Source organism: uncultured Tissierella sp. (assembly GCF_902479755.1).
GTDB classification, from domain to species: Bacteria; Bacillota; Clostridia; order Tissierellales; family Tissierellaceae; genus Tissierella; species Tissierella carlieri.
Genome location: NZ_CABSQO010000028.1, coordinates 26289 through 47375, shown reverse-complemented (window position 1 = coordinate 47375; position 21087 = coordinate 26289). Strand labels below are relative to the sequence as shown.

Below are 21087 nucleotides of genomic sequence, written 5' to 3'. Positions count from 1 at the left end.
CCCCCTTGATAGGTTAATTCATTAAATAATTTTATATTAGGATATATTAATATATAAATAAATTCTCATCATTAATATACCCATTACTATAACGGGATATAAAAAAACTTTACTGCACCATATAATAAATCAATCTGTAAATATAGTATTTATATCTTATAAATATGCGTTATAAATATTATTTAAATCATCATTAAAAAAAATATTGACAAAAGAATAATATAGACATATACTGTATATATATGACATATACAGTATATACGAAGATAACAGTTATATAAGGAGGGACGTTATGAGAATAATCGTATCTAATTCTTCTAATGAAGCAATATATGAGCAGATAGCTAATCAGATAAAAGGTATGATAATAAAGGGAGAGCTAGGAGAAGGAGAAGCATTACCTTCCATAAGAGGTCTAGCAAAGGATCTTCAGATATCTGTTATTACAACTAAGAGAGCTTATGAAGAATTAGAAAAGGAAGGATTTATAGAAACTATGCAAGGAAAAGGCTCTTTTGTAGCTATGCAAAATAAAGAGCTAATGAAAGAAAAAAAATTAAAAATAATAGAAGAAAAATTAGCTGAAGTAGTGGAAGAATCTAGATTGCTAGGATTAAAGTACACTGAAGTAAACGAAATGCTTAAGATTCTATTTGAGGAGGTTTAAATATGTTAGAGATAAAAAACTTAACTAAAGATTTTAATAAATTCAAGCTAGACAATGTATCATTTAAATTAGAACCAGGATATATAATGGGATTTATTGGACCAAATGGTGCAGGAAAAAGTACGACTATAAAACTCATAATGAATTTGCTAAAAAAGGATTCTGGAGAGATAAAAGTATTTGGCAAAGACCATATACAGTTCGAAAAAGAAATTAAGAATAGGATTGGTTTTGTATATGATGAATCTTATTTTTATGAGGATTTGACCATAAGACAGATGAAGAATATAATATCACCTTTTTATAAAAAATGGGATGAAAAGTTGTTTAATAAATATATAAAGGATTTTGATTTAGACCTTAACCAAAAGATAAAAAAATTATCTAAAGGTATGAAGATGAAGTTTTCTTTGGCAATAGCTTTATCTCACAATGCAGATTTGATAATAATGGATGAACCTACATCAGGACTTGACCCAATATTTAGATCTGAAATCTTAGATGTATTATATAGTATTATACAAGATGAAAAAAAATCTATATTCTTTTCTACCCATATAACGACAGATCTTGAAAAAATAGCGGATTATATAACATTTATTAATAAAGGTAAAATAGTATTTTCAAAATCGAAGGATGAAATTTTAGAATCCTATGGAGTGATAAAGGGTGGGAAAAATTTATTAGACAGAGATACAAGAAAAGAGTTCATAGGACTTAGGGAAACTAATGTAGGTTTTGAAGGATTAGCAGAAAATCCTCAAAGGCTAAAGAAGTTATTTGGCAGTGAGATATTAATTGAAAAACCAACACTTGAAGATATAATGGTTTATAGTGTAAGGAGGCAGGAAGATGTTAAACTTAATTAAAAAAGATTTCTTGTTAACCTTTTCCAATAAACAATCTTGGATTTTAATAATATTATATGTACCATTTATTTTATTTACAATGGGAACAGATAATGAATTTGTAGTTAATCTAATGATTTATACATTCGTATATATGCTAACAACCATACCTTTTGGTTATGAGGTGCAGACAAAACCTCATATACTATTGCAATCTTTGCCTATTAAGAAAAGGGATATAGTTATTAGCAGGTATTTATCTATATTTGTAAATTATGTAGTTGGTTTTGTTATTACTGGGGGTTATTTGTGGATAATCAATCTATTAGGATTTATAGATGTGGATACTTTCAATCTTTCTTTAATAGGATCTACTTTACCAATAGTATTGTTGTCGCTATCTATATCACTGCCAGCTCTTTTTAGATTGCCGCCTAAAATAGCTAGTATTGCAAATATATTTGTATATATATTTATCATGAATTTTGTTATTGTAACATCTTATAAATTTCAGAACATATTAAATGGATTAGGATTACCAGCTATAGCAGCTATAGTATATTTCTTATCCATAGGAATATCTTTATGGTTATATGAAACAAGGGACTTTGCATAGGGGGGATATCAATGAAACAGCTTGTAATTAAGGATATACGATTATTAAGATTTATAAACCTATTTATACTATGTGGAGGACTATTCTTTGGATATGTTGGAGTGAGTATCGACCATGTATATAAATCTAAGCTTGTATATGGATTTGCTATGTTTATAATGGTATATGTGGTTTCAATGTTTTCCACTCAATACGATGTAAAAGGAAAGGCAGATATGATGTTAAATTCATTTCCAGTAGATAGATATGATATTGTAAAATCAAAATATATATCTATGGGACTATATATTTTATTTATAACTGGAATTGTCTTTTTATCCTCTAATATATCTAAGATTATATTTAGTACCACAATAGTAGGGAATCCTGCAACTATATGGGATGTATTATTTATATTGGGATTATCTTTGATATTTTTCTCCATATACTTGCCATTTCATTATTATAATGTAGGAAAAGCCCAAGCATTTAATCAAATCTTCTATATCATACTTATTTTATTGCCCAATATAATAAGTAGATTTGGTAGAAAATTTGAAAATGCAGAGATATTTCAAAATATAATAAACATGGATTGGAAAATACTCATTCTTCTGTTTGCTGGTGTTGGGATAATAATGTATTTGATTTCTCTACAGATTTCAAAAGGTATATATAAAGGTAAGGAATTTTAGAAAAAATAAAGATATAATAAGCTTATATAAAAACTGTAGAATATTTTAAAATCAAACCTATAGTATAGATACTAAAAAAATCTATATTTATAGGTTTTTTTATTCTAATTATATCAAAATAATTAGACAAAAGATGTCATTAAATATTCAAATATTTTCACAAGATAAATGTTTTAAAAAACACATTTATAATCTAATAATCATAGAATTATGAAGATAGTTTTCGATAAAATACGACACTAAGTATCGAAAATTGTAAAAACAAAAACGTTGACCCTAGAAGTTACAATATGATTTAATGAACTTAACAATCATATTGTTGATTCAATAAATAACTTATGGTGTATACTAGCTATAATAATTTCAAATTATAGAATTAGGTATATGAAATAAGAAGGGTTTCTTTATATTGAAGAGTTATTCCCTTAGATAGTTCTAACTTTCCATATCAAACACCAGAAGTTAAATATTAGATAGGGGTGATGTGTTTGGATATTGCAATCTCAGAGACTAATTTTAGGGGAGTTCTAAGAAGAATAAGAGAGACATTAAATATAAGCCAATCAGAAATTACAGGAGAAGATAGCACTAGCAACTTAATAAGCTTAATAGAGTCTGGTAAAATTCCCCTAAAGATAGATAATGCACAATTAATATGTAAGAAAATAAATAATATCCTAGAAGAAAGAAATATGGACTTAATCATGGAGCCTGAGGACCTGCTTAATCCACGAAGATATGATGCAAAAGAAGAAGTGGAAGCATATATTGCAGAGTTGGACAAGCATAAAAATGATAAGGATTATGTTATTGATGTAGATGATATAGATGATTTAGAGTTTCTCCTAAATGAATATGATCTTATGGACAAAAAGATTAAGGCGTACGAGCTCATAGGAGATATATATTTTAATTCTAGAGATTATGAAAAGGAATATGAATATATGTCTAAAGCTTGGGAGCTGACAACTAGATATCCTAAGAGAAAGCTAAATTATAGAATAATGATAAAGCTAGCCAATAACTATATTGATAGAGGAAAATGTCAGGATGCAATCACAATATATCAAAAAGCTCTTGTGAATATTGACGATATCCCAGAAAAATATTTAACCTATCTATATTATAACTATGCTTTGGCTTATTATAGATTAAAGATGTATTCTCCTTCTTTAGAAGTGATTTCAGATTTGTTGAGACATTCTGAGAGAAAAGAATATGATTTGTGGAGAATGGCATATAACCTACAAGGTTTATGTTATTTTGAAATGGGAGAATATGAAGCATCTTTAAGTAGCTATAATAAAGCACTTCAAGTTTTAACTTTTACTGGATATAGTGATCATAAATATATAATATATGGAAATATAGCTGAAGCTTATACAAAATTAAATGATGAAAAGCGTGCCTATAAATATTTGGATATAATATTAAAAGATATTGGTGAATTAGATAAGGATGGAGAATTCTATTGTAAAATTTGTAACCAGTTAGCTGTTTCGTATGAAAATTTAGGAGAGCTTGAACAAGCAGAAAAGTATTATAAAGAATCCTTAGAATATGCAAAGAAGAATGTTCAATATAATTATATCTCTAAAAATATCATATCTTTGATAGAATTAAATACAAAAACGAAGGTTCAGGATATTGGCCAAATAATAGAACAGTATAATGACGATATTATATCTGGCATGAAATTTAATGATGGTTCATTGGCAGTCTTTAAATGTTTGAAGACATATGTTGATAACCAAGAGTACGATAGGTTTGAAAAACTAATCGATAATATAATAAAATATCAAGGAGGAGAGAGCATATGAAGAGAAGGAAATTAATAAGTGTAGTTGTATTGATGTTTTTATTATTTAATCTATCCATGGGGGTGTTTGCTGGAGCAGATTCAGGTACTGCTAGACCAGAAGCTAAGAGATATTCAGGTTATCAAGGAAAACCAGAATATCCTACAGTTAGCTCTTGTGGAGGTGATGCAGGTACAACTAGACCTAATTAATAAGTGGTAATTTAAATTAGTTAAGATTAATTAGTTAATAATAAAGTGAATAACTCTAATTCTATGAAAATAAAATAATAATTGGTAATATTACCAAAAATGAATAGGGCATAAACTCTGAACCTGTGTTAAATAAAAGTTGCTATGCAATAAATAACAAAGAGGTAAGAATTTATGCCATATTTATCTAATACAATATTATAATATAGTAGTATCTAGACTAAACTGGCATTGAGTTACTATAACTAAATACCTCCAAAATGGAGTTCATGGAGATAGGAATATAGCTATATCAACCTGGGAAAAAAGAAAATCTTACAGTTTAGATGAAATATATGATAATAATTTAGGTGGTGAAATTATATATTTTAACATATGTCTATAAAAATAAAATAAAAATTTATTCTCTAACTGTTATCCTAATGTTTATAACAATACTAGCAGGATGCAGTCCTTATAAAACTGTTAGCATTGATGAAACCAAAGAATTTACCAAAACAATTATGGGTTCTAACGAAAAAATAGCAAATTTAGAATTTAGATTTAAAAGACCTACTCTTTATGCAGATATTAATTATAAAGGAGACTTAGAAAAAGGAGATTTCCAATATCTAATAAATGAATTTCAAACAATAATAGGTATTGATTTTATGCAAAAAATTGGAGATGAATATTGGAATGGCAGCAGACCTAGTGGATTCAAATTAAGGATTCATATAGGAGAGGATAAAAAGGATGGTTATGATTATATAATTTATAGTAAATATAACAAAACAAAAGTATCGAATGAAGAACCAGATAATATCGATGGATATGAGACTTGGTATATATTTGATAGGGATGATAATGAAATAAAAATAGACTAAAATTAAATGGTTGGCATAATCTGTTTTCTAGATTCTATAAAATGTTTTGTGCAAACGGTATATATACTTTTTTTTACTAACAACAGTTATTTTTAAAACTAAAACTAACCAACCAAAAAAGAAATTAACAATAAAATAAATAAATAAAAATAAGTTAAGATTTTGATATTCTTATCAAAATCTTAACTTATTTTTATTGCTTTGATATTTATAATAATGTTGCTTTGAAGTAGAAACATAGCATTTTAAGGTTGACTTCATTGGTTTACTTTTCTACTTAGGTATAGTAAACTGAACATAGAATAATTTCAATATTCTAAAATCAATATCATATTTTTATTATCAATAGTTTTAGGGGTGAAGATAATGAGTCATATACAATATTTTGATTGGGGCAATATAGAGTGGATTTATGAGCCTGATACTAAGAACTCTACTAATATAATGCATATAGGCATTAGTACCATATTACCGGGAAAAAGACAAAAGGAGCATATTCACTATGGAGATGAACAATTATTATATGTTTTATCTGGACAAGGAGAACAGCTTATTGGTAAGGAGTTAAGTATTAAGGAGCCGGGGTCTTTATTTCATATAGATGCAGGTTCAGTACATGAGGCAATAAATGCGGGTGAAGAACCAATTAAAGAATTACTGATATCAATTCCAGTATATTATAACCAACGCAATCCCCTAAATGATATATTGAATAGCGGGGAGGTGCATAAAGAAAATTTTGAGGATACAATAGTATTAAATGATAAGATTAAACATCTATATGATGAGGCTATTGATATATTAGGAATTCCATTATCCATATTTGACAGAAAAAATGAACCGGTTATTATTTCTCATAACTATCCCGAATTTTGTATAAAAAAATGCAATGTACATAAAGATGTAAGGAATTGCCATCTATATAATATTTATGATGAATATATGCCTCCCCATTATAAAGATCCATTTGCTTTTGTTTGTCAATATGGATTAAGAGTATTTGTTATGCCAATTATTATAAACAATAGTTTGGTTGGTACTATAAAAGGAGGACATATTAGAATATATGATGAAAGTTATGTAGAATTTAAAGATGAATTAGACTTAGATTATGCATTGTATCGTAAAATTCAGATAGTTCATCAAGGACGTATCATGGCTATTTTGCAGCATATAAAGACCTTGAGTAAGAACATTTCATATTATTATCTATTAGAAAATACTGAGATGGAATTATATAAGAAAGAAGAGATAATTAAAGATATTGCTAAAAATGAACTTCTATTGGAGGAGAGCTTAAGATCTACAAAAGAACAGGTTTTGAGTATACAGATTAATAATCATTTTCTTTTTAATACATTAAATGCAATTGCTAGTCTTGCTATAAAAGAAGATAGCATAAAGACTTATGAATCAATAATTAGATTATCAAAAATTTTTAGATATTCACTGAAGTCAAGCAACTCTATTGCCACATTAAATGATGAGATTTTATTTATTATGGATTATCTAGAGCTGCAAAAATTAAGATATGGTGAAAGACTTAGTGTAAATATTAATATTTCTGAAAATGCCAAATCGGCAAGAATTCCCTTTAATTTCATTCAGCCAATAATTGAAAATTCTTTTGTCCATGGTTTTAAAAATAAAATGGACAACCTAAGCATCCAAATTAGCTGTAGAAAGAATCAGGATAAAATTTATATTCAAGTACTAGATAATGGAACTGGATTAGAAGAAGATGAAATTGAAAAACTTAATAATATGATTAAAGGACAGACAGAGAATTTTATTATTAGTGGTCTAATGATGATATATAGAAAACTAGAATTACTTCATCATAATAATTTTGAATTTAAAATTTCAAGTAAGAAGAATGCTGGCACTCAAGTCATAATAGTAATTCCAGCTATTAAGGAGGAATTATGATTAAAACATTGATTGTAGACGATGAAATATTAGCTAGAGATTTATTAAAACTTTTAATAAGCAAAAATAATATACCCTTAGAAGTGATGGGAGAAGCTGAAAACGGGAGAGAAGCTATAGAACTAATCTTTGATTTAAAGCCAGAAGTAGTTTTTTTGGATATAGAAATGCCAGGTAGTGATGGAATAGATGTTATGGACTATATAAAGAATCATTATATTGAACCGATAACATTTATTGTGGTCACAGCATTTAGTTATTTTGAATATGCCCAGTCCTCGCTGAGATTAGGAGCAAAGGACATATTATTAAAACCTATAGAGGCTAACAGCTTGAAGGAATCTATTGCTAGAGTTATAGGATATAAATTCACCGATAATCCATTGTTAAATGATATTCTTCAATATATAAATATTAATTATAGAAATGATATTCAATTAAATCAATGTGCTAAGGATTTTCATATTAGTGTAAATCAAATTAATAGATTGTTTAATAGATATTTTCATATGACTTTTATAAAGTATTTAAATAAATTTAGAATTGATAAAGCTATAGAATTAATGTACAATGAAAAACTTCCTATTAAGGAGATAGCAACACAAGTAGGCTTTAATAATCTAAATTATTTTTATAAAACCTTTAAAATTATAACGGGAAATACACCTAAAAATTATAAGCAGTAGCTTTAGGCTACTGTTTTGTTAATAGATGATTTAGTTCAATTAAATAGTGATTTAGTTAATTTAAAATTATTTGAATATTTGAAATAATATACCATAACAACTATGAAAAGGAGAGACTAATTATGTTAGATACTTTAAAAGCAACAGATTCCATATTATTTCAAATGGTAAAGGAAGAATTAAATCGTCAAAGAACGGGAATCGAAATGATAGCATCTGAAAGCTATGTTCCTACAGAGGTTCTAGAGCTGCAAGGTAGTATTTTGACGAATAAGACTACAGAAGGTTTTCCGGGAAAAAGATATCATGCAGGATGTCATGTAATAGATAAAGTGGAGAATTTAGGAATATCTAGAGCAAAACAGCTTTATGAATCTGGACATGCTAATATACAAGCACATTCAGGTTCACAAGCAAATCAAACTGTTTATTCTGCAATATTAGAACCAGGAGATACTGTATTAGGATTGAGATTAGATCAAGGCGGACATTTGACCCATGGCAATAAGGTAAACTTTTCAGGAAAGATATACAACTTTATTGCCTATGGACTTGATAAGGAAACAGAATTAATTGATTATGATGAAATTGAAAAGCTTGCAAGAGAATATAAACCAAAACTCATAGTTACAGGGGGAAGTGCTTATCCAAGGATTATTGATTTCAAAAAGATTTCCGAAATAGCCAAATCTGTTGGAGCATATTTCATGGCAGATATGGCCCATGTAGCAGGACTTGTGGCAGCTAAGATATATCCTAATCCTATGAAGTATGCAGACTTTGTTACCTCCACTACTACTAAAACCTTATGTGGTGCAAGAGGCGGGTTTATATTATGCAAAGAAGAATATGCTAAGGCAATTGATAAGGCAATGTTTCCGGGTTCCCAAGGTTCTCCTCATCTTCACACAATGGGGGCAAAAGCATATACCTTTAAGCGTGCCTCTACAGAAGAATTTGCAAATTTAATGAAGCAAGTTGTAAAAAATGCTCAAGTCTTGGGAGCTGCATTATCGGAATATGGATTTAGGATTGTATCTGGAGGTACAGATACACATTTATTATTAGTTGACTTAAGACCAAAGAAGCTGACAGGTAAACAATTGGAAAAAGCCTTGGATTATGTAGGGATCACTGTAAATAAAAACATGATACCTTTTGACCCCGAAAAACCAATGGTCACTAGTGGAGTTAGGATTGGAACTACAGCCATGACAATAAAAGGTATGAAAGAGCAGGATATTAAAGAAATAGGGTCAATAATAAATAAAGTTGCAAACAGCATAGACAATGAGGATGTACTCAATGAAATAAGAAATGAAGTATTAGGTATAAGTCAAAGATTTCCATTATATGAAAGATATTTTTAACAACTTCAACTATAGTTTATAAGATTTGTATTACTTGTTCAAAAAGATATGGGTTTTGGGAAATAGGGTGATAAAAGAAGGAGGACTATTATGTTAAAGTTGGAAGAATTGAAAAAATTATATGAGGAGGAAGTAATTGAATTTAGAAGAGATCTTCATATGTACCCAGAACTAAGTTTCAAAGAGTATAGGACTACTGAAAAAATTAAAGAAAAATTAATTTCATTAGGCATTGAAATAATGGATTTAGGGATGGAAACTGGTGTTGTAGGCTTATTAAAAGGAAAAGAAGAAGGACCTACAATAGCATTAAGAGGAGATATTGATGCTCTTCCGATTCAAGAACTGAATGATGTTCCCTATAAATCCAAAATAGATGGAGTAATGCATGCCTGCGGTCATGATTTTCATGCCTCATCTGTAATAGGTGCTGCAATAATCTTATCTGATATTAAGAATAAATTAAATGGAAATGTAATGTTTGTATTTCAACCAGCTGAAGAAATAAATAAGGGAGCAAAAGTAATGGTTGAAAAGGGGCTATTTACAGATTATAAAGCGGATTTGATATTTGGACTCCATAATAATCCAGAGATACCATGGGGGAAAATTGCAATTAAAAAGGACGGATTAATGGCAGCAGTTGACACTATAAGAATAAAAGTGAAAGGGAAGGGAGGTCATGGTGCAATACCCAATGCTACAAGGGACCCTATTATAGCAGCGTCAGCTATGTTAATGAACTTGCAAACAATAGTTAGTCGTAATGTAAGTCCTTTAGATTCAGCAGTTATTTCCATAGGGACATTTAATTCTGGAACTGCTAACAATGTCATTTCGGAACTCGTGGAGATGTCAGGCACTGTAAGAAGTTTTGATCTACAAGTAAGACAAATGTTACCAAAAAGGATAAAGGAAGTATTAGAGTACACTGCAAAGGCTTATATGGTAGATGTTGAATTAGAGTATATTTTTGACTTACCAGCTGTATTTAATGATGATGAACTAACAAAATTGGCATATGATGCAACAAAAGAAATAGTAGGAGAGGAAGGAATTGTTGATCCAATACCTTCAATGGGTGGAGAGGACTTTTCCATTTTTACTGAAAAAGTTCCTGGATTTTTCTTTTGGTTAGGAGTAGGTAACAAAGAAAAGGATATGAATTATGTTTGGCACAATCCAAGATTTGATGGAGATGATAGAGCTGTTATTACTGCTTCAGCAGTAATGAGTAACATGGTTTTACATGGTATAAAATATGCCAATGAAAATAAAAATGAGGTGAGATAATGAAGAATGTAAAACTGCATTTATTAGTTTTAGGATTAGTAGTTATTTCTGAATTTATTGGCGTCATAAATATTCCTATTGGAATTGGAACAATTGTATTATTACCAATGCTGTATGCTATGATTTTTGGTGTACTATTGACACCCAAGTTTTTAAATGTTGCAAGAGAAAAAGAAATGGATGATGCAGGGTCTTTAATAAGCTTAACTCTGATGCTTTTAATGGCTAAATATGGTACAAATATTGGACCTACTTTGCCGAAAATATTAGCTGCTAGTCCTGCTCTTATTTTGCAAGAGTTCGGAAATATAGGAACAGTTTTACTAGGAGTGCCAATTGCAGTGTTATTGGGACTAAAAAGAGAAGCTATAGGTGGAGCTCATTCAATAGCTAGAGAACCTAATGTCGCTCTAGTTGGAGATAAATTTGGACTTGATAGTGAAGAGGGACAAGGAGTATTAGGAGTTTATATAGTAGGGACAGTTTTCGGAACAGTATTTATTGGATTAATGGCAAGTTTTCTTGCTGCAAATACTTCCTTACATCCTTATTCTTTAGCCATGGCTTCTGGAGTAGGTTCAGGGAGCATGATGACAGCGGGAGTAGGCTCCTTAGTAGCTATGTTTCCAGAAATGGAAGAAATGATTACAGCTTTTGGAGCTGCAAGCAATATGCTCTCCGGCTTAGATGGTTTATATATGTCATTATGGTTAGCATTACCTTTGGCTGAATGGTTATATAAGAAGGTATATAAAATGAAGTATAAAGAGCTGCCAGAAGTTCCTGTGACTAAGGAGGGAAATTAACATGAAACTAAAGGATTCCGTTATTATATTATTAATAACAGCAGCAATCTCAGTTGTGGGAAATTATGTTGGTTATAAAGTAAATATGATAGAAGCAATTCCAGGAGTATTAATATTAGTATCAATAGCAGTGTTAGGAATAGTACTAGCAAAGATAATACCGCTCAAAATTCCTAGTGTAGCATATATTGTAACTTTATCTACATTATTAACAGTACCTGGAATACCGGGAGCAGCAACTATATCAAATCTAGTTTCAAAAGTTAATTTCTTAGCATTAGCCACTCCGATTTTAGGATATGCAGGGATCTATACTGGTAAAAATTTAGACTCTCTTAAAAAAACAGGATGGAGAATTGTAATTCTTGCAATTTTTGTAATGATTGGAACTTATCTAGGTTCGGCAATTATTGCAGATATTTTATTAAGAGCCTTAGGACAAATTTAATTGTAATAAAAATAAACCTCAAGAAGTTAAAGCTCCTTGAGGTTTATCTATAAGTCTAATTAATGCTTACTTTTTTCTTTCTAGATATAAAGTCTATTAATGTTACTAATCCTGCTATCATAACTCTCAAATAATAATCTATAAATCTCCATAGCATTAAGGCAAAGGATAGGATCTTTTTAGGGAATATGACTTTAAATAACATATAAAATCCACCTTCTGCCGCACCAGCAGTTCCTGGAGTAGGCATAAAAGACACTGCCATATAATGTAAAGATTGAATAGCAATGATATCTAAGAAATGACCCATTTCAAAACCTAATGCTAAATAGACAAAAAAAGTAATAGAAAAACCAATTGTCAACTGTACTATAGACACTAGAATCAATTCCAATGTAGTTTTCTTATCTTTTTTCATCTCTTCGACGCTTGTCTTATAATCTAATAAAGTATTATTCATTTTTTCTTCAGATTTTTCTATGTCTTTTATTATTTTAAATTTGTGTAAAATTTTAATAGATTTACTTAAAAGACTTCTAATAAATTTTTCATTTAGTAAGAATCCAAATATCATAATTAAAATTATGAAATTAACCAAACAGCCTATTATTACAAAAGGTAGTGCTAGTTTAGCTTCAGTATAAAGCAAGTTAAATCTAATTATAAACATAAATAATGAATAGAAAGTAACTACCAATTGATATATCAAGAACCTGTTAACAAATAAAGATGATGCAGTACCTACAGGTACACCATCACTTACCAATGAATATATTTGAACAGGCTGACCTCCAGTGGAGAATGGAGTAATTGCACTATAATATTGACCAATCATACAAAGTTTAAGAGATGCTCCATAGGTACTTTTAATATTTAAGGTTTTTTTCATTCTATGGATTATATAGGCTTCAAAAAACCAATACAATACCATACATAAAACTGCTATTAATAAAAGCACGATATTTGCACTACTGATTAATTCAGAAAAATTATCGAAATCATTGTTGCTAACAAAAATCCATATGGTAAGCACTATAAGACCTACTAATATTATATAATTTAATGCTTTTTTCATAGTAATTCCTACTTTCTTTTATTATGCACAAGAACTTTTATTCTCTATTATACACCTTCTTCATGTAAATTAGAAGGGGGCAGTAAAATAGAGAACTTATATACCTAAAGACAGGATAAACGTCTGTACACCGATAGACGCTACCTGCCTTTGCACTAAATTAATTGTTTTCTTATTTCTTCTGGTACTAAACTTCCACCAGTTCCCCAACACATATGAGTTATATTTTCATTTTTATATTTTTCCGAAGTAAATATAGGTCCTAAAAATCCTGCAAGGGCAGAAGGCTCTAAGAATATTTTTTCCTCATCATATAGTGCTTTTAGAAAGTCATATAACCTATAGTCATCAATTGTAAATGCACCAGTTAATGTTTTGTCCATGATTTTTCCTACAAAAGAGGAAGGTCTTCCCACTGCTAAACCATCTGCATCAGTTTTATTATCTAGACCAATATCTTCTACGGAAATTTTATCATGAAGCCCAGAAGCCAAACCCAATAGCATAGCAGGTGAATGAGTTGGTTCTGCAAAGAAGCATCTTACATTATCTCCATACATAAGTTTAAGTCCATAAGCTACACCGCCAGGGCCTCCACCTACACCGCAAGGAAGATATACAAAAAGAGGATGATCCTTGTTGATTACAATTCCCATATCTTCAAGCTGTCTTTTAGTTCTCATGCCACCGACAGCATACCCCATAAATAAATCCTTGGAATTTTCATCATCTATAAAATAAGATTTAGGATCTTTATCTGATAATGCTCTCCCTTCTTCCACAGCCTTTGAATAATCTGATGTATATTCAACTACTTTAACTCCTTTAGAGCGAAGTAAATCTTTCTTCCACTGCTTAGCATCCTGAGACATATGGACTATTACATTAAATCCTACTTTGGCAGAGATTGTACCAATACTTAGTCCAAGGTTGCCTGTACTGCCTACTTGAATTGTATAAGTAGAGAAGAATTTCTTAAAATCATCATCGGCTAATATACTATAATCATCTTCTAGCTTTAGTAGGCCATTATCTATAGCCAAGGTTTCTGCATGTTTTAATACTTCATATATACCGCCTCGAGCTTTAATCGAACCAGCTATGGGAAGTAAATCATCCCTCTTGAGAATTAGCCTGCCATATATATTTTTATTATATTCATTTTCCATTCGACCTTTCATCTTGTCAATTTCAGAGATAGGTGATTCGATAATTCCATCTATTACCTCAGGAAATACTTTTTTTATATATGGGGCAAATCTTTTAAGTCTATTTTCTGCTTCAAGTACATCATCTAAGGACACAGGTAGTCCATCTTTAACTTCATCAAAATTAATATAATTGTCGTTATACCATATAATTTCCTTTGCAGCTTTCAATTCATTTAATAACGGAAAATCCATATAAAAAACCTCCAATACAATATCTTTTATTTATAGTATATAAGATATATCTAGATAATAAAAGAGAAAAGAAAAAAGACACAAGAGAACCGTCAGACCGTGTAGAAAATCCAACAATTGGTTGACATAATTTAGGTTAAATATGCTGCAATTTATCCATGATATCATAAGAAATGGTGGTAGTATTAGATATACAGAAGGAATAAATATAGAAGTAATGTGACTACTAAGAAGATTAACTACAGATTTAAAATCAATATCGGACTTTAGAAAAGATAATAAAGAGGCCATAAATTTAGTATTTAAACAATTTGTGGCTCTATGTAAAGAATGGGATCTTCTGAAGGATAAAGCTCATCGAATAAGAAAAAACGCTGCAAATCCAGTCGTATCAACGGATTACAGCGTTTTTGTGTGCATCTATGGTTTTGGGGTTGACGATTTCCCGTTCCATCAATAGGTGCTATTTACTGCTTCCTCGGTTTTTTTCATAGCTTCTTCTCTTTCTTTATAAAATAAGGGGAGTTCTTTATGCAAAAGAGTTTTGACGGAATAGCACATAGGCTTGAAAAAATCACCATTTCCATCTAACCCCAAAGGACAGCCTCCTCCGCAAAGAAGAGAATATGTACAATCCCTGCATTCGGGAATTTTTTCTATATTACGGTTGCGTATTGAGTTTTCCTTGAATTCAATTAAGGGATGATACTTTCCTATAGAAAAGCGGTCCTTGCCAACACACCCCAAGCATGGATAAATATCGCCATAGGGGTCAAACGCCATGCCATCTACGTGAGCATAGCAATAGGAGTACAAAGGATTTATGGCTCTGCCATATACTAAGTGATCCAGTATTGAATTTTTTTTAGTTATAAAATCGTTTATTCTTTCCCTATCCTCGAAGGAGTGCTTTATATCCGAATGATATATTTCAGTCATTATATCAATTCGTTCATCATAAGAGTTTCCAAGCAGTGTGGCTAATTCAAACGATAAATTATCCTTATATCCTGAAAATCTGTCAAGCAGCTTTTCTCTTAAATCAATTGCTTGCTTGCAATTGTTTTTGTCAAGGTTCATTCTGATTCGGATATTTATCCCGCTTTCTAAACACTTCTCTATACCATCCATAATTTTCTTGAACGTAGGCTTTCCGTTAGCTAAGACCCTCCTGCTATTGTGAGACTCTTCACTGCCATCTAAAGTGATTAAAACTTGAGAAATATTTATAGACAAAAGTAAATCAAGGGATTCTATCAGATAATACCCATTGGTGAAAATTTGATATGTTTTATCGGGGGCCTTATTAAAAAGATGTTCCAAAGCAGGTCTGGTTTTTGGAAGCAACGGCTCTCCTCCAAAAAGACATATTGACTCTACGCCCTCACCCGCAAGTTTCAAGGCAGCATCAATTTGTTCCGGAGTTATGACCTCTTTTTTAAGATAGGCATCACCCTCAAAGCAATAAGGGCATCTGAAGTTGCAGTCATAAGTCATAACAAAGACGACAGATCTTTGGTCTTTTTGCCTTTGAATGTGATCGTTGCGCAATACCTTTAAAATTTCATTCTTTTTGGCTATTTCCTCTTCGTAGTTATTTACCAGATATCCTCTGGATTGGAGATTGCTTAATAGCTCAGCCTCCAAATCATTCTCCGTTACAATTTCTTCACAAGCCTGCCACTTGGACAATGTTTCGTAAATAGGGGCATCAATTTCGTCCATAGTGCCTGTTAAAGAGTTTATCAACAGTTTTTTGTTATCGTGTATGTCTACAAATATCATGTGTTTAATTAATCTCATTGCTTTCCCTCCCTAAAGCTGATTGTTGTGTTGATGAAGTCCCACCTTTGCTGGGGATGTCCAAAGTATATATAAGCCAAATACCTATCATCTCCGCCAAGTTTATGGTGCACACATAATTTCCCAACAAATCACATTGCCGCAAACCATAATAAGCAAAATGTTTGGCGGGATGTTATCTGTGATAAAAACCCTTCTATCACTGAATACTTTGGATTATTGTGATAGAAGGGTTATGTAGCTTAGCTTTTTTCGAATCAAATATTCAGTAAGAGAGTAAGCTAAACCACCTTACTAAGCTTAGCAAGCACAGCACCATTGATTACCCATTCCTACCATTGGTCCCATTTGTGAACTCTCCTGATTTGACTCATTTTGCAAATTCCAACTAGCTTCAATAATCGGCTTCATTTTCATTATATTTTCACCCCCCTAGTATGACACGACATTCTAACTTTTTTGCATTATACCATGGTATATATGAATTATATTAAAACATTTATTAGAAGTCAAGGTAAATTTTGCAATTTTATGAATATTGCAAATTATTACAATTCTTTGCAATATTCTACAAATTTTAACAAATTTACTAAATACCTCTTTGGACTTTTTAGCCTATGATATGAAAAGAGTGATAAATATAGTAAGTATAAGAGAAATAATAAAGGGGTTAACAGGTAAAAGGTCACCTGTTAACCCACAATTTTCTAAACATAGAATATTATTTGGTAACATTAAACAACTCATAGCATAAAAGACTACGGCTATTACATTGGAAAAAGTATCCATTTTTGCACCGTCTGCCGTTCCTCTGTGTATTTTCTATCACTATAGTAATACCTTAGATAAAAAGCTGAATATTAGAATTCAAAGCTTCTACTAAATAGTCTTCTGCTGTAACTATACTAACTTCTTTGAGAAGCTCCTCTTCTTTGAAGCCCATTACTTCACAAGAGAGTTTACATGCTTTCATATTTACACCTTTTTTTAATGCACCATTGAGAAAATCAGATAATTTAGGAGTATCACTATCATCCATCATTCCCAAAAGCATTTTCTTTCCTATACCTGCAAAGTTCATTTTAGATAGAGGTAACTCTTCAATATGTCTTGGAGTCATGTTTGCAAACATTTTTTCTGATGTAGTTTTATCTTCAGCAGAGATACTATTGGGATCTCTAACAAGCATTAATCCCCAAAATGCAAAAAACATTGTGACATCTACATTTATCTCCTTTGCAGTATTAGCTAATATAAGAGCTGCTAATGCTTTATCATAATCACCGCTGAACATAAGTATACTCATTTTTTTATCAGTATTCATTTCCATAGAAAACCTCCTTTCTACTAGGTTTAGTAGAAAGGAGAATTTCTATACTTATTTTTATAAAAATCTAAGTTTTGACTGATTTCTTTAAGAAGATATGCAAGTAGATATATTTCATTATAATCATTATATAGACCGAAACTAATTCTGACTAAACCGGGGCGAGATAGTGATTGATTAGTCATATATTTTTCTACATCTTCATCAGGTATTTTAAGCAGTCTTTGAACATAAGGCTGTGCACAGAAGCAACCATTTCTAACGGCGATTCCTCCCTCACGAGCAAGTATGGTTGCTAATTCATTATGCTTTAATCCTTCCATATTAAATGAAATAATAGATACTTTCTCTTCTACATTCATATCATCATAGAGAATAAGTCCAGGTATATCATGTATTAAACTTATGGCATATCGGGTAAGATCTTTTTCATATTCATCTATTTTCCTCATATTTAAGTTCTGTAATGTTTTGATGCTAGTAGATAATGCAACCACTCCCATTAAGTTAGGGGTTCCGGCTTCTTCTTTTTCAGGAGGGTCTGCCCATATTGTATCTTTAATAGATACAAACTCTACTGTTCCTCCGCCCACTTGTTCTGAAAAACCCTTTTCAAAAACTTTTTTAGGCGCTATCAATGCACCTACACCAAAGGGGGCATACATTTTATGTCCAGAAAATGCTATATAATCGATATGCTCAGGGCTATCTACAGGTCTCATATCAAAGTGACTGTGGGGAATGAGCTGGGCTCCGTCTACTAAAATTTCAGCTCCATATTTATGACATAACTTTGCTATTTCATATATGGGATTAATATAACCAGTTACATTTGATGCACCAGTTACTGCGACTAATCCCACTTTCCCTTTATATAGTTTTAATTTGAATTCTAAATCCTCTAAGCATAGTCTTCCAGAGGCGTCTACTTGTATATAATCTGTAGTATATCTATATTTCCAAGGTAGTAGATTAGAATGATGTTCCATGTATGTAGATAAGACTATTTTATCCTGTAGAGTATCTTTTAATCTATAAGATAGCTTATTTATACATTCTGTAGTATTTTTTAAAAATATTACTGTATGATAATCCTTATTTCCTCCAACAAAATTTAATACTATTTCTCTTCCTTCATCATATATCATTGAAGACACTATGGACTTATATCCTGTACCTCTGTGCACAGAAGAATAAATGCTAGAAAACTCAACTATCTCTTTTACAACAGATTGAAAGGGAGGTGTCGTAGCAGCATTATCAAAGTTGATATAATGCACAGAGTTGCCATTTTCTAACCTTACTAGACTATTGCTACCTACAATTAAGTTTTTATCCATAAAATCACCCTTACTATTTAATATAATACTATTTTATTAGAAAATATATTTTTGGTGCCATTTTACTGAATATAAGTTATAATCCTATAATTATGATATAATAGTAGTAAAAATAAGAAGGTAGGATCATCCCTACTGCTTCAAATATAGGGGGAATTTTTTTGACAGGTAAAAAAACTTTATATGCAGATTTATCTTTACTTTTAGTTGCTGTTGTTTGGGGCTCAGGGTTTGTTGTGACAAAGAATGCATTAGATCATGTAACTCCTTATTACTTATTGTTCTTTAGATTTATTATTTCCACCATAATACTATCAGTGATATTTTTTAACAAAATTAGGAAGGCTTCTATAAAAGATATAAAAGCTGGAGTAATTATAGGATTATTTCTATTTGCAGGTTTTGCTATGCAAACAGTAGGTCTACAATATACTGAAGCTGGAAAACAGGCTTTCATTACAGCAACCAATGTGGTTATGGTACCATTTATTTATTGGGGTATATCTAAGAAAAGACCAGATAAATTTGATTTAGCAGCAGCTTTTTTATGCTTAGTTGGGATCGGAATACTCAGCTTAAATAGTAATTTGACAATTGGATATGGAGATTTCTTGACATTTTTATGTGCCATAATGTTTGCATGCCATATATCTTCTACAGGATATTTTGCAAAGGAATCAGATCCATATGTTATATCAATAGTACAATTAGGTACAGCAGGTATACTTTCATTTATATTTGCCATATTATTTGAAGGGACAAAAATGAATATTCAAACTCAGACATTAATTCCGATATTATATTTATCTTTATTTAGTACAATGTTTGCATTTCTAGTACAAACTGTTGCTCAAAAGTACACAAACTCAACTCATGCGGCTATAATCTTGAGTCTAGAAGCGGTGTTTGGAAGCACTTTTGCAATTATATTTCTGAAAGAACCCTTTACTGTAAGATTTTTAATAGGATGTATGGCAATTTTAATTTCAGTTATAACTAGTGAAACAAAGTGGGAATTTTTAAAGTTGAAGAGGGATTAAAACAAAAGATTGTAATTGGAGGATAAATATGAAGATATTTATATTAGATAAAAATATGGATGATATAAATACTCTAAAAAAGATTATCCATAACAATCATTTAGGTTTTTTAGTGGGCGTATCTGATGATCCTTTAGAAGGTGTAGAAGAAATAATGACTTCAGAGCCGGATTTGATTATTTTGGATATGTTAGATGAAGAATTTGATGGATTTCGTATAATTAAAGAAATAAAAGAAGAGAGTCTTAGCACTAAATTTATTATGATTTCCAATTTTACATCTAAGGAAAATGTTGAAAAGGCATATATTCATGGAGTAGAATATTTTATTTATAAGCCTATAAATTACTTAGAAGTAGAAACCATAATAAAAAAGGTCAAATATAAAATAGAATTAGAAGAAAAGATGAATAAAATTCAACAAATATTTAACGATATTACGCCAAATTTTGAACAAACTATAGAGTCAAAGGATTGTGAACAAGATATCAATTTAATACTTTTTAGACTAGGTATTATTGGTGAAATAGGAAGTGAAGATTTAGTAAAAGTAGCAAATTTTTTAATGAAAAATAGAGTTAAAATAAATGATCTTTCTATACGAGAATTATGCTCTAGATTTACCAATAATCCTAAGGCCATGGAACAAAGAATGAGAAGGACTATCAATGTAGCTATGAGCAATATTGCATCCTTAGGTATAGAGGACTATATGAATGAAACCTTTGTGGAATATTCAAATACTCTGTTTAATTTCGAACAAATAAAGCGTGAAATGGACTATATTCGAGGGAAAAATAATGGAAAAGGTTCAATAAATATGAAAAAATTCCTCTCAGGATTATGTATACTTTGCGAAAAGTATAACAATTAGAAATATTCAGA

At 30.5% G+C, this 21087-nt stretch carries 20 protein-coding genes; 15 read left to right on the top strand and 5 right to left on the bottom strand.

From position 1 onward, the window contains the following. Positions 1-292 precede the first annotated feature (292 nt). From RDK80_RS14345 to RDK80_RS14285, 13 genes are all read left to right on the top strand, one after another. Entirely contained in the window at positions 293-667 is a 375-nt protein-coding gene (locus RDK80_RS14345; protein WP_094903133.1) for a GntR family transcriptional regulator, read from the top strand. Between the two features lie 2 nt (positions 668-669). Beyond that, complete coding sequence (locus RDK80_RS14340; protein WP_308524654.1) at positions 670-1536, top strand: ABC transporter ATP-binding protein; 867 nt, start codon at positions 670-672, stop codon at positions 1534-1536. Then, positions 1520-2131: an ABC-2 transporter permease gene (locus RDK80_RS14335; RefSeq protein ID WP_308524653.1), complete on the top strand. Its 612-nt coding sequence runs from the start codon at positions 1520-1522 to the stop codon at positions 2129-2131. Before RDK80_RS14340 ends, RDK80_RS14335 begins: the two co-directional genes overlap by 17 nt. Before the next feature lie 11 nt (positions 2132-2142). Further along, positions 2143-2805: an ABC-2 transporter permease gene (locus RDK80_RS14330; RefSeq protein WP_094903127.1), complete on the top strand. Its 663-nt coding sequence runs from the start codon at positions 2143-2145 to the stop codon at positions 2803-2805. Positions 2806-3293: 488 nt separating this feature from the next. Beyond that, positions 3294-4625, top strand: a complete 1332-nt coding sequence (locus tag RDK80_RS14325) for a tetratricopeptide repeat protein (RefSeq protein WP_308524652.1) — start codon at positions 3294-3296, stop codon at positions 4623-4625. Next, positions 4622-4816, top strand: a complete 195-nt coding sequence (locus tag RDK80_RS14320; protein WP_308524651.1) for a hypothetical protein — start codon at positions 4622-4624, stop codon at positions 4814-4816. The genes RDK80_RS14325 and RDK80_RS14320 overlap by 4 nt, the downstream gene beginning before the upstream one ends. Positions 4817-5238: 422 nt before the next feature. Continuing rightward, entirely contained in the window at positions 5239-5682 is a 444-nt protein-coding gene (locus tag RDK80_RS14315; RefSeq protein ID WP_308524650.1) for a hypothetical protein, read from the top strand. A gap of 366 nt (positions 5683-6048) precedes the next feature. Continuing rightward, complete coding sequence (locus RDK80_RS14310) at positions 6049-7611, top strand: histidine kinase (RefSeq protein ID WP_308524649.1); 1563 nt, start codon at positions 6049-6051, stop codon at positions 7609-7611. Continuing rightward, positions 7608-8297 (top strand): response regulator, encoded by a 690-nt coding sequence (locus RDK80_RS14305; RefSeq protein ID WP_308524648.1) that lies wholly within the window; start codon positions 7608-7610, stop codon positions 8295-8297. The genes RDK80_RS14310 and RDK80_RS14305 overlap by 4 nt, the downstream gene beginning before the upstream one ends. 122 nt (positions 8298-8419) lie before the next feature. Next, positions 8420-9667, top strand: a complete 1248-nt coding sequence (gene glyA, locus RDK80_RS14300) for a serine hydroxymethyltransferase (RefSeq protein WP_308524647.1) — start codon at positions 8420-8422, stop codon at positions 9665-9667. A 90-nt stretch (positions 9668-9757) separates the two neighbouring features. Continuing rightward, the gene (locus RDK80_RS14295) at positions 9758-10960 is read left to right on the top strand and encodes a M20 family metallopeptidase (protein ID WP_308524646.1); all 1203 of its coding nucleotides are present in this window, start codon (positions 9758-9760) and stop codon (positions 10958-10960) included. After that, complete coding sequence (locus RDK80_RS14290) at positions 10960-11766, top strand: DUF3100 domain-containing protein (protein ID WP_094903109.1); 807 nt, start codon at positions 10960-10962, stop codon at positions 11764-11766. Before RDK80_RS14295 ends, RDK80_RS14290 begins: the two co-directional genes overlap by 1 nt. 1 nt (position 11767) lies before the next feature. Continuing rightward, on the top strand, positions 11768-12214 hold the full coding sequence (locus RDK80_RS14285) for a DUF340 domain-containing protein (RefSeq protein WP_308524645.1): 447 nt from the start codon (positions 11768-11770) through the stop codon (positions 12212-12214). A 55-nt stretch (positions 12215-12269) separates the two neighbouring features. On the opposite strand, the gene RDK80_RS14280 is transcribed toward RDK80_RS14285, so the two are convergent. The 5 genes from RDK80_RS14280 to RDK80_RS14260 all read right to left on the bottom strand — a co-directional run bounded on the left by RDK80_RS14280 (position 12270) and on the right by RDK80_RS14260 (position 19162). After that, positions 12270-13289, bottom strand: a complete 1020-nt coding sequence (locus RDK80_RS14280) for a lysylphosphatidylglycerol synthase transmembrane domain-containing protein (protein WP_308524644.1) — start codon at positions 13287-13289, stop codon at positions 12270-12272. A 155-nt stretch (positions 13290-13444) separates the two neighbouring features. Beyond that, on the bottom strand, positions 13445-14692 hold the full coding sequence (locus RDK80_RS14275) for a D-serine ammonia-lyase (protein WP_308524643.1): 1248 nt from the start codon (positions 14690-14692) through the stop codon (positions 13445-13447). Positions 14693-15145: 453 nt separating this feature from the next. Further along, complete coding sequence (locus RDK80_RS14270) at positions 15146-16495, bottom strand: radical SAM/SPASM domain-containing protein (RefSeq protein ID WP_308524642.1); 1350 nt, start codon at positions 16493-16495, stop codon at positions 15146-15148. Between the two features lie 841 nt (positions 16496-17336). Continuing rightward, entirely contained in the window at positions 17337-17825 is a 489-nt protein-coding gene (locus RDK80_RS14265) for a DsrE/DsrF/DrsH-like family protein (protein WP_235601373.1), read from the bottom strand. A 23-nt stretch (positions 17826-17848) separates the two neighbouring features. Beyond that, complete coding sequence (locus tag RDK80_RS14260) at positions 17849-19162, bottom strand: aminotransferase class V-fold PLP-dependent enzyme (protein WP_308524641.1); 1314 nt, start codon at positions 19160-19162, stop codon at positions 17849-17851. Positions 19163-19323: 161 nt separating this feature from the next. Here RDK80_RS14260 and RDK80_RS14255 point away from each other — a divergent pair, with 161 nt between their 5' ends. Together RDK80_RS14255 and RDK80_RS14250 are read left to right on the top strand one after the other, a co-directional pair. After that, a complete protein-coding gene (locus RDK80_RS14255; protein ID WP_216559930.1) occupies positions 19324-20202 on the top strand; it encodes a DMT family transporter in 879 nt (292 codons plus the stop codon). A gap of 28 nt (positions 20203-20230) precedes the next feature. Next, complete coding sequence (locus RDK80_RS14250) at positions 20231-21076, top strand: response regulator (protein ID WP_308524640.1); 846 nt, start codon at positions 20231-20233, stop codon at positions 21074-21076. Positions 21077-21087 lie beyond the last annotated feature (11 nt).

Coding starts and splice junctions, on each gene's coding strand:
- RDK80_RS14265 (WP_235601373.1), bottom strand. CDS start 17,825: ATGGAAATGAATACTGATAAAAAAATGAGTATACTTATGTTCAGCGGT.
- RDK80_RS14250 (WP_308524640.1), top strand. CDS start 20,231: ATGAAGATATTTATATTAGATAAAAATATGGATGATATAAATACTCTA.
- RDK80_RS14330 (WP_094903127.1), top strand. CDS start 2,143: ATGAAACAGCTTGTAATTAAGGATATACGATTATTAAGATTTATAAAC.
- RDK80_RS14340 (WP_308524654.1), top strand. CDS start 670: ATGTTAGAGATAAAAAACTTAACTAAAGATTTTAATAAATTCAAGCTA.
- RDK80_RS14345 (WP_094903133.1), top strand. CDS start 293: ATGAGAATAATCGTATCTAATTCTTCTAATGAAGCAATATATGAGCAG.
- RDK80_RS14310 (WP_308524649.1), top strand. CDS start 6,049: ATGAGTCATATACAATATTTTGATTGGGGCAATATAGAGTGGATTTAT.
- RDK80_RS14290 (WP_094903109.1), top strand. CDS start 10,960: ATGAAGAATGTAAAACTGCATTTATTAGTTTTAGGATTAGTAGTTATT.
- RDK80_RS14280 (WP_308524644.1), bottom strand. CDS start 13,289: ATGAAAAAAGCATTAAATTATATAATATTAGTAGGTCTTATAGTGCTT.
- RDK80_RS14285 (WP_308524645.1), top strand. CDS start 11,768: ATGAAACTAAAGGATTCCGTTATTATATTATTAATAACAGCAGCAATC.
- RDK80_RS14295 (WP_308524646.1), top strand. CDS start 9,758: ATGTTAAAGTTGGAAGAATTGAAAAAATTATATGAGGAGGAAGTAATT.
- RDK80_RS14275 (WP_308524643.1), bottom strand. CDS start 14,692: ATGGATTTTCCGTTATTAAATGAATTGAAAGCTGCAAAGGAAATTATA.
- RDK80_RS14270 (WP_308524642.1), bottom strand. CDS start 16,495: ATGAGATTAATTAAACACATGATATTTGTAGACATACACGATAACAAA.
- RDK80_RS14320 (WP_308524651.1), top strand. CDS start 4,622: ATGAAGAGAAGGAAATTAATAAGTGTAGTTGTATTGATGTTTTTATTA.
- RDK80_RS14315 (WP_308524650.1), top strand. CDS start 5,239: ATGTTTATAACAATACTAGCAGGATGCAGTCCTTATAAAACTGTTAGC.
- RDK80_RS14335 (WP_308524653.1), top strand. CDS start 1,520: ATGTTAAACTTAATTAAAAAAGATTTCTTGTTAACCTTTTCCAATAAA.
- RDK80_RS14260 (WP_308524641.1), bottom strand. CDS start 19,162: ATGGATAAAAACTTAATTGTAGGTAGCAATAGTCTAGTAAGGTTAGAA.
- glyA (WP_308524647.1), top strand. CDS start 8,420: ATGTTAGATACTTTAAAAGCAACAGATTCCATATTATTTCAAATGGTA.
- RDK80_RS14305 (WP_308524648.1), top strand. CDS start 7,608: ATGATTAAAACATTGATTGTAGACGATGAAATATTAGCTAGAGATTTA.